The 13,402-nt window shown below is 64.8% G+C and carries 14 protein-coding genes; 9 read left to right on the top strand and 5 right to left on the bottom strand.

Annotated features, from left to right (window positions below):
* Positions 1-19 precede the first annotated feature (19 nt).
* The 6 genes from AAA989_RS00400 (at position 20) to AAA989_RS00375 (ending at position 5,630) form a co-directional block, all read left to right on the top strand.
* Complete coding sequence (locus AAA989_RS00400; protein WP_338240419.1) at positions 20-922, top strand: VOC family protein; 903 nt, start codon at positions 20-22, stop codon at positions 920-922.
* A 4-nt stretch (positions 923-926) separates the two neighbouring features.
* Positions 927-2,084: an alpha/beta hydrolase family protein gene (locus AAA989_RS00395; protein WP_338240418.1), complete on the top strand. Its 1,158-nt coding sequence runs from the start codon at positions 927-929 to the stop codon at positions 2,082-2,084.
* A 160-nt stretch (positions 2,085-2,244) separates the two neighbouring features.
* The gene (locus AAA989_RS00390) at positions 2,245-3,384 is read left to right on the top strand and encodes an MFS transporter (RefSeq protein ID WP_338240417.1); all 1,140 of its coding nucleotides are present in this window, start codon (positions 2,245-2,247) and stop codon (positions 3,382-3,384) included.
* Complete coding sequence (locus tag AAA989_RS00385; RefSeq protein ID WP_338240416.1) at positions 3,381-4,076, top strand: glutathione S-transferase family protein; 696 nt, start codon at positions 3,381-3,383, stop codon at positions 4,074-4,076. Before AAA989_RS00390 ends, AAA989_RS00385 begins: the two co-directional genes overlap by 4 nt.
* Before the next feature lie 16 nt (positions 4,077-4,092).
* A complete protein-coding gene (locus AAA989_RS00380; protein WP_338240415.1) occupies positions 4,093-4,659 on the top strand; it encodes a cupin domain-containing protein in 567 nt (188 codons plus the stop codon).
* The gene (locus AAA989_RS00375) at positions 4,659-5,630 is read left to right on the top strand and encodes a fumarylacetoacetate hydrolase family protein (protein ID WP_338240414.1); all 972 of its coding nucleotides are present in this window, start codon (positions 4,659-4,661) and stop codon (positions 5,628-5,630) included. Before AAA989_RS00380 ends, AAA989_RS00375 begins: the two co-directional genes overlap by 1 nt.
* A gap of 83 nt (positions 5,631-5,713) precedes the next feature.
* On the opposite strand, the gene groL is transcribed toward AAA989_RS00375, so the two are convergent.
* Positions 5,714-7,336, bottom strand: a complete 1,623-nt coding sequence (gene groL / locus AAA989_RS00370; RefSeq protein WP_338240412.1) for a chaperonin GroEL — start codon at positions 7,334-7,336, stop codon at positions 5,714-5,716.
* Between the two features lie 50 nt (positions 7,337-7,386).
* On the bottom strand, positions 7,387-7,701 hold the full coding sequence (groES, locus tag AAA989_RS00365; RefSeq protein ID WP_338240411.1) for a co-chaperone GroES: 315 nt from the start codon (positions 7,699-7,701) through the stop codon (positions 7,387-7,389).
* Between the two features lie 406 nt (positions 7,702-8,107).
* Here groES and AAA989_RS00360 point away from each other — a divergent pair, with 406 nt between their 5' ends.
* Positions 8,108-8,380 (top strand): usg protein, encoded by a 273-nt coding sequence (locus AAA989_RS00360; RefSeq protein WP_338240410.1) that lies wholly within the window; start codon positions 8,108-8,110, stop codon positions 8,378-8,380.
* Positions 8,381-8,466: 86 nt separating this feature from the next.
* Here AAA989_RS00360 and AAA989_RS00355 read toward each other — a convergent pair whose 3' ends face one another.
* Positions 8,467-9,465 (bottom strand): polysaccharide deacetylase family protein, encoded by a 999-nt coding sequence (locus tag AAA989_RS00355; RefSeq protein WP_338240408.1) that lies wholly within the window; start codon positions 9,463-9,465, stop codon positions 8,467-8,469.
* 15 nt (positions 9,466-9,480) lie between these two features.
* Entirely contained in the window at positions 9,481-11,265 is a 1,785-nt protein-coding gene (locus AAA989_RS00350) for a sensor histidine kinase (protein WP_338240407.1), read from the bottom strand.
* A 207-nt stretch (positions 11,266-11,472) separates the two neighbouring features.
* On the opposite strand from AAA989_RS00350, the gene AAA989_RS00345 reads away from it, so the two are divergent.
* Positions 11,473-11,940: an Lrp/AsnC family transcriptional regulator gene (locus AAA989_RS00345; protein WP_338240406.1), complete on the top strand. Its 468-nt coding sequence runs from the start codon at positions 11,473-11,475 to the stop codon at positions 11,938-11,940.
* A gap of 1 nt (position 11,941) precedes the next feature.
* The gene (locus AAA989_RS00340; RefSeq protein ID WP_338240405.1) at positions 11,942-12,373 is read left to right on the top strand and encodes a GFA family protein; all 432 of its coding nucleotides are present in this window, start codon (positions 11,942-11,944) and stop codon (positions 12,371-12,373) included.
* Positions 12,374-12,386: 13 nt separating this feature from the next.
* On the opposite strand, the gene AAA989_RS00335 is transcribed toward AAA989_RS00340, so the two are convergent.
* Entirely contained in the window at positions 12,387-13,391 is a 1,005-nt protein-coding gene (locus tag AAA989_RS00335) for a calcium/sodium antiporter (RefSeq protein ID WP_338240404.1), read from the bottom strand.
* Between the last annotated feature and the right edge of the window lie 11 nt (positions 13,392-13,402).

Here is a 13,402-nt window from a genome sequence, read left to right as displayed (position 1 = left end):
CATTGTGAGGGACAAGCACATGAGCCGAGTCACAGAAATCCGTTATGTCGGATATGGCGTCGAGGACTTTGACGCCGAGCGAAAATTCTATGCCGACGACTGGGGTCTCGTCGAAGTTGCCGATGCCGAGGGAATGGCCTGGTTCAAGACCCACGGGCACGACGAACACCATGTCGTCCGCCTGCACGACACCGGCATCAACTGCATCGAGGTGATTGCGCTGGCAGCGGACAGCCGCGAGGACGTCGACGATCTGCACGGCAAGGTTGCCGAAGCCGGCTGCAAGATCGTCCACGAGCCGCGCCCAATCGACGGGCCGGGCGGCGGCTACGGCTTCCGCTTCTTCTCGCCCGATGGTCTGCCGTTCGAGATTTCGGCAGATGTAGAGAAGCTCGACAAGCGGGCGATGGAACGCTGGGAAGGCCTGCCGGTCAAGATCAGCCACATCGTGCTGCATTCGCCCGATCACCAGGCTGCGGTGAAGTTCTTCACCGACGTGCTCGGCTTCAAGGTTTCCGACTGGCTGGGCGACTTCATGTGCTTCCTGCGCTGCAACAGCGCGCACCACCGCCTTGCCTTGCTGCCCGGGCCGCCCTGTCTCAACCACGTCGCCTACGACATGCTGGGCGCGGACGACATGCTGCGCGGCGTCTCGCGACTGAAGCAGCGCGACATCGACATCAAGTGGGGGCCGGGCCGTCATACCGCGGGCGACAACACCTTCAGCTATTTCTGCACGCCCAACGGGTTTGCCGTGGAATACACCGCAGAGCTGGAGGAAGTGGACTTCGAGACCTTCGAGCCGACGGTCTACGAACCCGCGCCCAGGATCATGGACCAGTGGGGCATTGGCGTCGGAGGGCCGCAGACCATGCCGAAGCCCGCGCCCGATCCCTGCCTGTTCAAGCCGGCGGAGGTCTGATCGCGTGGCCCTTTATTCGCCTTTCAAGAACTACATCTGGAACCTCAGCGTCGCCATCGCGATGGAAAGCGGGGGGCGCATCGGCGAGATCGTCGACATGTGCCAGCCGATCCTGGATGCGGCCGACAACGGTGCCGATGCCGGCACTCCGCAGTTCATGCAGGCCTGGGCGGCCATGGGCCACAAGCTGCTGGAACTGTCGGCGGAAGATGAGGAGAAGGGCCGTGCCTTCTCCGCCTCCGACAAGATGGAGCGGGCATCGCTCTACCTGCTGGTGGCGGAGCGGATGCAGGGCCACGGAACCAAGGGTCGCGAGGAAACCTACGCCTTGGCCCGCGAAATTTTCGACCGCTCGACACAGCTTGGGAAGATCAACCGCGAGCGGGTCGAGATTCCGCTGGCCGAAGGCACCATGTCGGCAATCTTCACCCGCGCGCCGGGCGAGGGGGCAAAGCCATGCGTGGTCTTCTGCAACGGTCTCGATAGCTGCAAGGAAATGCTTTACTGGACCGGAATGCCCGCCGCCCTCGCGCGTCGCGGCATCTCCACCCTGTGCGTCGATCAGCCCGGAACCGGGGAGGCCCTGCGCCTTCAGAACCTGCCGGTCGATCCGCATTCCGAGAACTGGGCAAGCAAGGCAGTCGACTGGCTGGAAGCGCGGGACGTGGTCGACGGTTCTCGCATCGGCATGACCGGCATCTCGCTGGGCGGTCACTTTGCCCCGCGTGCCGTCGCCTACGAACCGCGCTTTGCCAGCGGCGCCGTGTGGGGCGCCAATCACAACTGGCGCGAGGTGCAGGACAAGCGCATGGAGCGCGAAGGCGAGAACCCGGTGCCGCATTACTGGGCACACGTTCACTGGGCCTTCGGGGCCAAGGATCAGGACGATTTCCTCGAGAAGTCGACCGACATGAACCTGAACGGCCACATGGACCGGATCAAGGTGCCCTTCCTCGTCACCCACGGCGCGCACGACCGGCAGATCAGCGTCGACTATGCCGACGATCTGTATGACCAGCTCGTCAATTCGCCGCGACGTGAGAAGGTGATCTTCACAGAGCGCGAGGGCGGGGTCGAACACGTCGGCGCAGACAACATGAGCTATGGCCGCGACCTGATCGCAGACTGGTTCGCGGAAACGCTGGGTGGCCACACCGCATGACGACGTGGCCGCAGCGGACCCGCGCGCACCGGGGCAGGACCTTGCAAGTCGTTCTGCGTCGATCCAACCCGGAAGCCGCAGGGTGCGCCATCGGGACGGAAAGGCCGGTTTCATGAAGGGTCACGCTCCGTGGGCGCGAGAGGCGGGAAGAAGCCAGGGCTTGATCCTGCTGGCGACCGCGGTGCTGCCGATCATGGCAATCGTGTCCCTGATCCCGGTTCTGCCGCTGTTGCTGAGCGAATTCGCGGACGTGCCCCGTAGCGAGTTCCTTGTGCCGATGGCACTCACGATACCGGCGCTTTGCGTCGCGGTGTTCTCGCCTCTGGCGGGATGGCTATCCGATCTGATCGGGCGCAAGCACCTGATGGTTTGCGCTCTCGTGCTCTACGCACTCTTTGGCATCTTGCCATGGTTTCTCAACGACCTCTTCCTGATCATCGCCGCTCGCTTCGGCCTCGGAGTGGTGGAAGCTGTCATCATGACTCTCGCGACGGTGCTGATCGGGGACTACTTTTCAGGCGAGCGCCGTGAAAAATGGATCGCCCTGCAGATCGCCGTTGGCAGTGTGGCGGCAATCGTTCTGATCGCCATCGGCGGGATACTGGGCGAACTCCTGGGCTCGCGAGGGCCCTTTCTCCTCTACTTGCTCGCGCTGCCGGTGGCGCTGGCGGCTGCGATAGGTCTCTTCGAGCCGGACGTTACCGCGAGCGAAGAGAGGACGGATGCGCAGGCTTTTCCGTTTCGAACTGTCCTGCCGCTGGCGCTCGTGACCTTTGTGGTTGGCGTCATTTTCTACACTGTGACCGTTCAGCTTGGCCCTATCCTGGAGACTTCCGGACCGGTTTCTCCCGCGCAGATCGGATTGATCGGAGCCATCTGCAATCTCGCTGTAGCCATCGGATCGCTTGCGTTTCATCGGGGCAGGCAGAATGCTGGCCCGAAGTTGCTGGCGATCGGTCTGGCAGTGGCCAGCATTGGCTATGCCGGCATTGGGCTTTCGCCCGGTCTTTTCGCTCTCGCTGCCTGTGGCGTCCTGATCTGCTTCGGCAGCGGCCTGATGTTGCCCAACATGCTTGCCTGGACAATGCGTTCACTTCCGGCGGCCATGCGGGGAAGGGGAATGGGCCTCTGGACGGGTTCCTTCTTCCTGGCCCAGTTTCTTGCACCTTTGATGCTGGCTGCTCTTTCCGGTCTTGCAGGCAACCTGCCGCAAGCCCTCATCATCTACTCGCTCGCCGCGGGGGTTGGTGCCCTGTGGGCAGTCCTCTCGTTAAAATCGCCGGGAAGGGCCGCAGCATGAGCAAGGGGCTTGTCCTTTGGTTCGCTCCGCAGACCTGCGCGCGCGTTTCGCTGACGGCGCTGGAGGAGATCGGCCAGCCGTTCGAAACGCGGCTCATCGCCTTCATGGCGGGGGAGCACCGCAAACCTGAGTTTCTCTCCGTCAATCCGGCTGGCAAGGTGCCCGCGCTGGAAACCGACGATGGCGTGATCGTGCAGAACGGCGCGATCCTGATCTACCTGGCGCAGGTCTTCCCAGAGGCAGGGCTGCTGCCCCAGCCGCAGGATGCGGCGGAAAGAGCAAGAATGCTCGGCGAATTGCTCCGCTGTTCCAGCGACCTGCATCCGCTGGTGACGCGCTTCGTGATGGCGCCGATGATCTCCATCGACGCTGCCGACGCACCGCGCATCCGGGCCAAGGCGGCCGAGGGGCTTGCCATGCAGCTGGCTCCGCTGGAGCAGAGGCTGAACGGGCAGCCGTGGGTGCTGGGTCAGGACTGGTCGATCCTCGATGCCTATCTCGCGTGGATATGGTTCCGCATCACGGGGGCAGGTTTCGATCAGGATGAATTTCCCGCGCTAAAGCGGCATTATGCCGAGGCTTCCCGGCGACCGAGCGCACAGGCTGCGCTGGAGCGGGAGGAAAAGGCACAGGACGACCTCAAGGCGCGCGGGCTGTTCTTCCAGCCTCCGCCGATTGGCAAGCCAGACTGACGGAGAGACCAAGGCCATGATGACAGGACCGACACGGCGCATAGTCACCGGACATAATTCCGACGGGCAGGCAATCATCCAGGAAGATGGCCCCGTGCCGCGCTACCAGCGCATCGGGGGAGATGAAGGTCCGATGTTCCACGAAGTCTGGAACACGACCGGTACGCCTGCCCCGATCGACGCGGCATCGGGGGAGCCGCCGGAAGACGGCATCAAGCTTGCTCCGCCGAAGAACGGCACGCGCATCCGGGTGCTCGACATTCCGCCCGACGGTGACAAGCTCGACAACGTCACCCCGGAAGAGGCGAGGGCGCACTTCGCCGAGGTTGGTGCGGGCGATGCCTCGTCGCACACCGGCACGGGATCGAAGCATGCGCACATGCACCGCACCGAGACGATCGACTACGGCATCGTGCTGGAAGGCGAACTCGTGCTGATTGTCGACGAAGGCGAAACCGTCTGCCGGGCGGGTGACATCATCATCCAGCGTGGCACCAATCACGGCTGGGCAAATCGCACGGATCGCAACTGCCGCATTGCCTTCATCCTGATCGACGGAACCTTCACGGGGGACCTGGCCTGATGCGCCTGGCGACGCGCGCGAACGGGAAACCCGACGGCGAACTCGTGGCGGTTTCGGACGACGCAACGCGCTGCCTCGCGGCAGGATCGCGGTTTCCAAGTCTTCTGTCCGCTCTGGAGGATTGGGAAAACGCCTGGACCCGGCTCGATGCACTCGCCGAACGCCTTCGGCAAGGCGACGGCGAGGCGCTTGATCCCGCATCATTGCGGGCTCCCATGCCGCGCACCTGGCAGTGGCTCGACGGGTCGGCTTTCCAGACCCATGCCGACCTGATGCAGGTCGCCTTCGATACAGAGCCGCTCAATCCCGAACGACCGCTGATGTACCAGGGCATGTCCGATCGCTTCATCGGTCCCCGCGAGGATGTCGTGCTTCCCGACGAGAAGGGCGGGATCGATTTCGAGGGCGAATTCGGCGTCATTGTCGATGCCGTGCCCATGGGCACCAGTCCGGCAGAAGCGATGAAGCACATCAGGCTGATAGTGCAGATCAACGACTGGTCCCTGCGCGCGTTCGCGGTGCCGGAAATGCGCACTGGCTTCGGCTTCATCCTCGCCAAGCCCGCGTGTTCGGTCGCGCCGTTCGCGGTGACGCCCGACGAATTGGGCGAAGCTTGGCAGGATGGCCGCGTCTGTCTCGATCTCCACATCGCCTGGAACGGCAAACCCTTCGGTCACGCCAATGGGCGGGAGATGTCCGTCGGCTTCCATGATCTGGTCGCCCACGCAGCGACTTCGCGCGACCTCGTGGCAGGCACGATGATCGGTTCCGGAACCGTCGCCAACAGGAACTACGCCGAAGTCGGCTCCAGCTGCATCTCCGAGCGCCGCGCTATCGAGATCATCGCAGGCGGCAAGCCGGAAACCGGGTTCATGCGCTTTGGCGACAGCATCCGGATGGAGGCGCGCACGAGCGATGGGACCGCACCATTCGGCGCGATAGAGCAGAGCGTCCGCGCGCCGGGGCACTAGGACCCGGAAAGAGCCGGGTCGGAGGAAAGGCAGGCGCGTCCCTGCGAACGCGCCTGCCCGGGTTGGCGAAAGACTGGGCTGCCTTAGAAGTCCATCGCCGGCATCGAGGGCGACGCGCTTTCCTGCTTCGGCAGCTCGGCCACCAGCGCTTCGGTGGTGATGAGCAGCGAAGCGACGGAGGCGGCGTCCTGCAGTGCGGTGCGCACCACCTTGGCAGGATCGATGACGCCCGACTTCACCAGGTCTTCATATTCGCCGGTCGCGGCGTTGAAGCCGTGGTTGTAGTCGTCGCCTTCCAGCAGCTTGCCGACGATGAAGGCACCGTCCTCGCCCGCATTCTCGGCGATCTGCCGGGCAGGCACGCGCAGGGCGCGGCGGACGATGTCGATACCGGACTGCTGGTCGTCATTGGCGGCCTGAAGTCCTTCGAGCGCCTTCAGAGACCGCAGCAGGGCGATACCGCCGCCGGGAAGGATGCCCTCCTCGACCGCAGCGCGGGTGGCGTGCAGCGCGTCGTCCACGCGGTCCTTGCGCTCCTTCACCTCGACCTCGGTCGCGCCGCCGACGCGGATCACGGCAACGCCGCCCGCCAGCTTGGCGACACGTTCCTGCAGCTTCTCGCGGTCGTAGTCGCTGGTCGTGGTCTCGATCTGGGCGCGGATCTGGCTGACCCGGGCATCGATTTCGCTCCGGTTGCCGGCGCCATCGACAATGGTGGTATTGTCCTTGTCGATGATGACCTTCTTCGCGCTACCGAGCATGGAGAGCGTGACGTTTTCCAGCTTCGTGCCCAGTTCCTCGCTGACGACGTTGCCGGCGGTGAGGATGGCGATGTCGTTCAGCATGGCCTTGCGCCGGTCGCCGAAGCCGGGTGCCTTCACGGCGGCGACCTTCAGCCCGCCGCGCAGGCGGTTGACCACGAGCGTCGCCAGGGCCTCGCCTTCCACGTCCTCTGCGATGATCAGCAGCGGACGGTTCGACTGCACCACCTGTTCCAGCACGGGCAGCAGCGCCTGCAGGTTCGACAGCTTCTTTTCGTGGATGAGGATATAGGGATCCTCCAGTTCCACCTTCAGCTTCTCGGCATTGGTGACGAAGTAGGGCGAGAGGTAGCCGCGGTCGAACTGCATGCCCTCGACCGTTTCCAGTTCGGTCTCGAGGCTCTTGGCCTCTTCCACCGTGATCACCCCTTCGTTGCCGACCTTTTCCATGGCCTCGGCCAGGATGCGGCCCACCTCGGCGTCGCCGTTGGCGGAGATGGTGGCGACCTGCGCGATCTCGCTGTTGGCGGAGACTTCCTTCGCGTGGGCCTCGAGGTCCTTAACCACGGTGCTCACGGCCAGATCGATGCCGCGCTTCAGGTCCATGGGGTTCATCCCGGCGGCGACCGCCTTCGCGCCTTCGCGCACGATGGCCTGTGCCAGCACGGTGGCGGTGGTGGTGCCATCGCCCGCCTTGTCGTTCTGCTTGCTGGCCACTTCGCGCAGCATCTGCGCGCCCATGTTCTCGAACTTGTCCTTAAGCTCGATTTCCTTGGCGACGGTGACACCGTCCTTGGTGATACGAGGCGCGCCGAAGCTCTTCTCGATCACCACGTTGCGGCCCTTGGGGCCGAGAGTTACCTTGACCGCATTCGCAAGCGTATCCACGCCGCGGAGCATGCGATCACGCGCATCCGACGCAAATTTTACTTCCTTGGCAGCCATTTTGGCCTGCTCCTTTCAAAGTTGGTTGAAGATCGATCGGGCTGCGTTGCTTACGCGGCCTTCTTCAGTTCGGCGCTCGCCTCGATGATGCCGAGGATGTCGCTCTCCTTCATGATGAGCAGATCCTCGCCCTCGATACGCACTTCGGTGCCGGACCATTTGCCGAACAGGACGCGGTCTCCCGCCTTCACGGCGAGTTCGACCAGCTTGCCTGAATCGTCGCGAGTCCCGGCCCCGACGGAGACGACTTCGCCCTCCATCGGCTTTTCCTTGGCGGTGTCAGGGATGATGATACCGCCAGCGGTCTTCTCGTCCGCCTCGATACGACGAACAAGCACGCGATCGTGCAAGGGACGGAAATTCATACATAACCTCCATCAATAAGCGATATGTCAATGGTGTCTCCCCCGGGTCATCCAGCAGGAGACGCGAGAAAAATGGGCGGCGAAAAATTCGGCTTCAAGAGGGGGCTGAAAATTTTTTGGCACTCTTCGCAGCGAGTGCCAATCGGTGCCGATGCCGCTCTCGTTCCGTCTTGACGAGATCGCCGTCCTGACTCAAAAATATGACCCGTCGCGTCCCATGATATGGAGCAGGCATCGAAGACAGAAAGGAGGACCATCTGATGTCGCAGCCCTTCTCCCGCTATCTTCACCCGTTTGATCCGCCTCGCCCGAAATACGAGCCGGAGGTTGCCCAGGCGCTTCTCGCATCCTGGAACAGGACCCGCGAACCCGAGCGGCGGCCTTGCGAACGAGGTGGCCCACGACGATGACCGATCGCGCCCTGATCGCCCAGCTCGACGGATACGGGCTGACCACGGCCGAAATCTGCTATTTCATGCCCGATCACCCCTCTCTGCTTCAGCTGTTCGCCTGGCAGGAATACGACGCAGCGCCGGACTTCCCGGTCCTGTTCGATTTCCTGGCGCACTGGCGGCGTCAGATCGAGGCGGAGATACAGTCGGTCACGATCGCGCACGAGAAGCTGATCCGGCCTGCCGAATGGCGATCCGTCGACGGTGTCATCTCATGGAAGGAGTGAAGCGAGGCTAGCAAAAGGTCGCGGCGGAGGAGGGCTCGAAGACCCTCTCTACCCGCCCTGTCGCGGCCCTCCGTGCGGGTTCCCGCCTACCGCTTCACGGCGCCCATCACGTCGCGCACGCTGCTGGCGGCGACGCCGCGCTGGCGCAGGTAGGCGAAGATGCGGCGCCACCAGTCGTACAGGGCGTCGAGATCGGCCTCGTCGCGGACGTAGGGCGTGGAGCCGGGGCGCAGCGAGGGGCTGTGAAATGACAGGACGAGCAGGGGCAGCCCGTCGTCGAGCGCGATGTCGATCCCGCGGATCGCCTCCTCCACGCTGACGCCCTCGGGCGTGAGCGGCACCCGTTCCAGAAGGCCCAGCCGGGCCAGCACGCCGCGCATGGAGGGGACGCGCCATAGCCGCGGGTAGATCAGTCCGCCCTGCTGGCGCAGCATCCCCCAGTAACTGCTGGTCAGCGGCAGCTCCAGCAATGTCCTGTCGTCGTCGATCCAGTAGGGATGCCGCGGGTGGAAGCGATAGTCCGGTCCTCCGGCGCTGGAATAGTCGAACAGCGGCCGCACCGAGGTGTCGATGGCTATGCCATGCCGTTCCAACGATGCGGCGGTGTGCCTGCCAAGGCCGTAACGTCCGGCGCGGTAGATCAGCGGGGCGAGGCCGAAATTCTTCTCGATCGCTTCGCGCAGCATGCCGATTTTCCTGTCCTCCAGGTCCGGCGGCAGGTTGCCGGCGAAGGAATTGTGCTGCGTCACCTCTTCCTGGAACGGCGGATTCACCCAGGGGTGCAGTTGCACGCCGATCTCGGCCCGGCCATCGATCAGCGGTTCGCGCAGGATCTGCGCCGCGGTCTGCGAATTGGCTATGGGCCAGTCCACCAGGTAGACGGGCACCACGTCCTCGTTCTCGCAGAACTGCTGGAATTTCCCCAGCTGGCTGACGTGCCGGGTATCGTGACTGTCGCGCGCCAGGGGCCGGTCCCAGTCGAAATCCTCTTCGGTGTCGACCGTCAGCAGGAAACGCGGAGTATCGTCAGCGAAGCTCGCCGTGGCGCCCGCGGATGGCGGGTTGAGCATGTTGCCCATCGCCATGGTCGATCTCCTGTTTCAAGGGCCGTTGCCCTGCGATCCGGTGCCGGTGCTATGGCTCGCCCCCGTCGAGGTCAAGGTGGGCAGGCGCAATGTCACCCGGTCTCCCTCACACGACAGCGAACCCCCGGCTGCGCGGACCTCGGCCTCCACCAGTCGGAATGTGAAACGCGGCCCGAACATGCCCGCGCTGACGACGCTGCGCCGCTGCCCCTCGCGAGAAGTATCGGGCGCCGCGGCACGCAGGGATTCGGGCACCGACAGGTCCAGCGTGATGCCAGCCTCGTCACCCGATAGAGCCAGCCGCGATTCCTCGCCCGGCCCAAGCGCGCCCGCCGCAGTGGCAAGCAGTCGCCAGCACATGGCCATTGCCTCTGTCCGGTCGAACCCGACGGTGAAATGGGAGCCGGAGATCTCGAGCGCAAATCCCGCGTTGCGGGGACGCAGCACGCGCTGCAGGCGCTCCACCGTGTCGGCCAGCGCGGCGCGGAAATCGCAGCTGCCTTCCTCCAGTTGCATGGCGCGGCTTTCCAGCCTCACCAGCCGGTCCACTTCCTCGAACCCGGCCAGCAATTTCGCGGCATCGACCGCGATGGCGGCGGCATGGGCGCGATATTCGTGAGGTACGGTGGCGAAGATCTGCTGCTGGATGATCTCGGCGAAGCCCTGGATCGCGTTTACCGGAGTGCGCAGTTCGTGCAGCACCTGGCGCATGGCGTCGGCCTGGCTGTCCTCGCGCCCGCTCACGACCGGACGGTTCGGGCGGTAGAGCCGCGCGGCGTATCCGGTGAAGCCGCCGGTGGCGGTGGCGAACAGCGGCGTTGCGTCCATACGCCATTCGCCGCTGATCTCCGGCGCGGCGTCGATCGTCAGGTGCGCCTGGCGCAACGGAAGGTGGCGGCGCAACTGGGCCGCGACATCGTCTTCGAAACTTACCAGCGTGCCGGGGGCGGGGGCCGTCAGCTTAAGGCCAACCAGCATCGGCGCGGCAAAGCCGTCCGCGCTTACCACGTTGCCGGCGCCGTCCGTGACGATATCGAGCACGTCGTGACCGGGAGCGTCCGGCTGCGCGGCGCTGTCGCCCAAGGGCAGGCGAGGGGCCGTTTTGGCCTGCTGGCGGTTCTCGCGGAAAGCCTCAATCCGCCGTCGCAGCGCGCCGATCCCTTCTTCTGAGGCAGGTGTGCCCGCCACGGGGGATACATCGGATGCTTCCCGGCCGGCTTCGCTTGCTGCCATGGCGGCGGCTTCTTCCTCCGCCATGCTCCCCATCGGCAGCACCAGGTCCCGGACGCCGAGCTGGCTCAGCAGGCGCTTGACGCCCTCCGGCAGGTCGCGGCGATGCCTCAGGAAGCCGCGCGCGGTCACCGGCAGTCGGGGGATCAGGTCGAGCCACTGCGCCTCGCTCAGACGCGCGGTGGCGACGGCGGCGGCGGCAGGCTTGGGATCGCCCTCGGCCAGGAAGGCCACGAACTCGGGATCGCGCAGGCGAAGGCCGGGCTCGCGCAGGATGGCGGACTGCGTTTCCTGCGGAATCGCCTGCTGCAATTCGTGCAGGCGCACGAAACCGCTGATGGTGGCGAGCCGCGCATCGCCCTTTTCCAGCGCGGGCCGAACGAGCATCCGCTCGATTTCCGAAGCTGGCAACCTTGCTGCAGACCGCGCGATGCGGGCCAGCGCGTCTCCCGGAACTCCCGGATCCCGCGTGCCCAGCAGGTCGAGTAACTGCCTGAATTGTGTGCGCAAGGCGGCCTCGCTTCCGGCGCGCATGCGCAGCACGGTGGCTAGGCGGTCATCGAACAGCATTCAGGCTCCGGTTGGAAACGCGATTAAAGGTTCACCAACCGTGCCAATAGCCGGGCGAGGGGGGGCAGGCATGGCCGTTGCCCGGTGCGTTGCAAAAGGGGACAATTGCAATCATAAGGAACTTTGTTATGCGAGAACGCGTTCCGGCGTAGTATATGTTGCGTGCTACATCCGCAGGATTGCGGAATCCCTGGAGGGGGCTTTTGGATGTCCACACTCGACAAGATTGATCGCCGCCTCTTGGCGGAGCTTCAGGCAGAAGGCCGGGTGACGAATGTCGACCTGGCGCGCCGCGTCGGGCTGACCGCTCCGCCGTGCCTCCGCCGCGTGCGCGCGCTGGAGGAAGAGGGCGTGATTCGTGGCTACCACGCCGACCTGGATTCCTCGAAACTGGGCTTTGCCATCACTGTTTTCGCGATGGTTTCCCTCCGCAGCCAGGCGGAGGAGGACCTGAAGGCGTTCGAGGATCACATCGCCGGGCTCGAGGAAGTGCGCGAGTGCCACATGCTCAATGGCGAGATCGATTTCATCCTCAAGATCGTGAGCAAGGACCTGCAGAGCTTCCAGGAATTCCTGACCAGCAAGCTGACGCCCGCGCCCAACGTGGCCAGCGTGAAGACTTCGCTGACGATTCGCACGTCCAAGCACAAGCCCGGCGTACCGCTGGAACCCTAGGATGACCGCGGCCGCGATCGAGGGGCACTGCCTGTGCGGCGCGGTGACGATAACGCTCGTCGATCCGAAACAATCCGTAGAGATATGCCACTGCGACATGTGCCGTCGCACCGGAGGTCCGTTCTACGCCGCGCTGGCGGGGGAAAGCTTCACCATCGCGGGAGAGGATGCGATCAGCCGCTATCGCTCCAGCGAATGGGCGGAACGCGCGTTCTGCGGCACCTGCGGGTGCAACCTGTGGTACAAGTTTCTGCCAACCGGCAACCGCAGCTTTCACGCGGGCCTGTTCTCCGATGCCGATGCCTTCGCCGTCGAGAAGGAGATTTTCGTCGACGAGAAGGCCCGGTGGGCGGAGATATCAGGCGATCATCCCCGGCAGACCGGCGAAGAGGTGATCGAGGAAGCGAAAGCCGCGGGCTTTACCTTCGACTAGGGCGGCGACGTGTCTAGACTAGGCCGGAGGTAACGGCCGTGTATGCCACGTAGCCGAACAGCAGCAGACCGCCCTCGCGGCGCGATAGCCGCCCGCCGGTATAGGCGAAAACCATCACGACGAATGCCGTCAGCGTAGCTAGCGGCAGGTCGAAATCGGCGATCTTCTCCGGGATGCCGCCAGGCGCGACAAGGCCGGTGACGCCGCCGATGAACAGCAAGTTGTATATGTTGGAGCCGAGCACGTTGCCGAGCGCGATGTCGCTCTGCCCGCGAATGGCGGCGATGACCGAGGTGACGAGTTCGGGTGCCGAAGTGCCCACGGCAACGATGGTAAGGCCGATTACCGCCTCGCTCACGCCCATGTCGGATGCAATGGCCACGGCTCCGTTGACCAGCAGGGTGCCGCCACCGACGATCACCGCCAGTCCGACGACGAACAGCACCAGCGCCTTGGCCAGGCTGCCCTCAGGCGCGTCGTGCGGGGAGAGGGCGGGGTCCAGCCCTTCGGAAGCCGCGGCCCTGTCGTAGGCGGCGCTGTGATCCACCTTCTGGTCCGCCGGAAAGGTCTGCTCCTGCTTGTATGCGCTCCAGATGTAGAGGGCGAGGGCGAGCAGAAACACCGTGGCCACGACGCGGTCGAGGCCCAGCGTGTAGGCCGCCAGCATCAGCGCCAGCGAGGCCGCCAGGCCCACGCCGCCGTCGCGCCACAGGGCGGTGCGATCCACCGCCATCGGGGCGATCAGGGCCGCGCTGCCCAGCACCAGCAGGAGGTTGGCGATGTTGGAGCCGACGATGTTGCCGATGGCCAGGCCCGGCGATCCGGCGAGGGCAGCCTGAACGCTGGCGGCCAGTTCGGGGCTGGACGTGCCCAGGCCGACCACCACGAGGCCGATCAGCATGGGCGAGAGACTGAGCCGCTCGGCAATGCGCACCGCGCCGCGCACCATCACGTCCCCGCCGACCATCAGCAGCAGGAGGCCGGCAACGAGTATTCCTATATCGGAGAGGGCTGGCATCGTGACTGGCG

Origin of the sequence: Aurantiacibacter hainanensis (genome assembly GCF_036321025.1) — a bacterium.
In the GTDB taxonomy this organism is placed as follows: Bacteria; Pseudomonadota; Alphaproteobacteria; order Sphingomonadales; family Sphingomonadaceae; genus Alteraurantiacibacter; species Alteraurantiacibacter hainanensis.
Note: the sequence above shows the minus strand (reverse complement) of the source record. Positions and strands in the feature narration are given on the sequence as shown.

Bases quoted from the DNA above. Each gene is read 5' to 3' on its own strand.
- AAA989_RS00400 (WP_338240419.1), top strand. From the start codon at position 20: ATGAGCCGAGTCACAGAAATCCGTTATGTCGGATATGGCGTCGAGGAC.
- AAA989_RS00385 (WP_338240416.1), top strand. From the start codon at position 3,381: ATGAGCAAGGGGCTTGTCCTTTGGTTCGCTCCGCAGACCTGCGCGCGC.
- AAA989_RS00380 (WP_338240415.1), top strand. From the start codon at position 4,093: ATGATGACAGGACCGACACGGCGCATAGTCACCGGACATAATTCCGAC.
- AAA989_RS00375 (WP_338240414.1), top strand. From the start codon at position 4,659: ATGCGCCTGGCGACGCGCGCGAACGGGAAACCCGACGGCGAACTCGTG.
- groL (WP_338240412.1), bottom strand. From the start codon at position 7,336: ATGGCTGCCAAGGAAGTAAAATTTGCGTCGGATGCGCGTGATCGCATG.
- groES (WP_338240411.1), bottom strand. From the start codon at position 7,701: ATGAATTTCCGTCCCTTGCACGATCGCGTGCTTGTTCGTCGTATCGAG.
- AAA989_RS00360 (WP_338240410.1), top strand. From the start codon at position 8,108: ATGACCGATCGCGCCCTGATCGCCCAGCTCGACGGATACGGGCTGACC.
- AAA989_RS00355 (WP_338240408.1), bottom strand. From the start codon at position 9,465: ATGGCGATGGGCAACATGCTCAACCCGCCATCCGCGGGCGCCACGGCG.
- AAA989_RS00350 (WP_338240407.1), bottom strand. From the start codon at position 11,265: ATGCTGTTCGATGACCGCCTAGCCACCGTGCTGCGCATGCGCGCCGGA.
- AAA989_RS00345 (WP_338240406.1), top strand. From the start codon at position 11,473: ATGTCCACACTCGACAAGATTGATCGCCGCCTCTTGGCGGAGCTTCAG.
- AAA989_RS00340 (WP_338240405.1), top strand. From the start codon at position 11,942: ATGACCGCGGCCGCGATCGAGGGGCACTGCCTGTGCGGCGCGGTGACG.
- AAA989_RS00335 (WP_338240404.1), bottom strand. From the start codon at position 13,391: ATGCCAGCCCTCTCCGATATAGGAATACTCGTTGCCGGCCTCCTGCTG.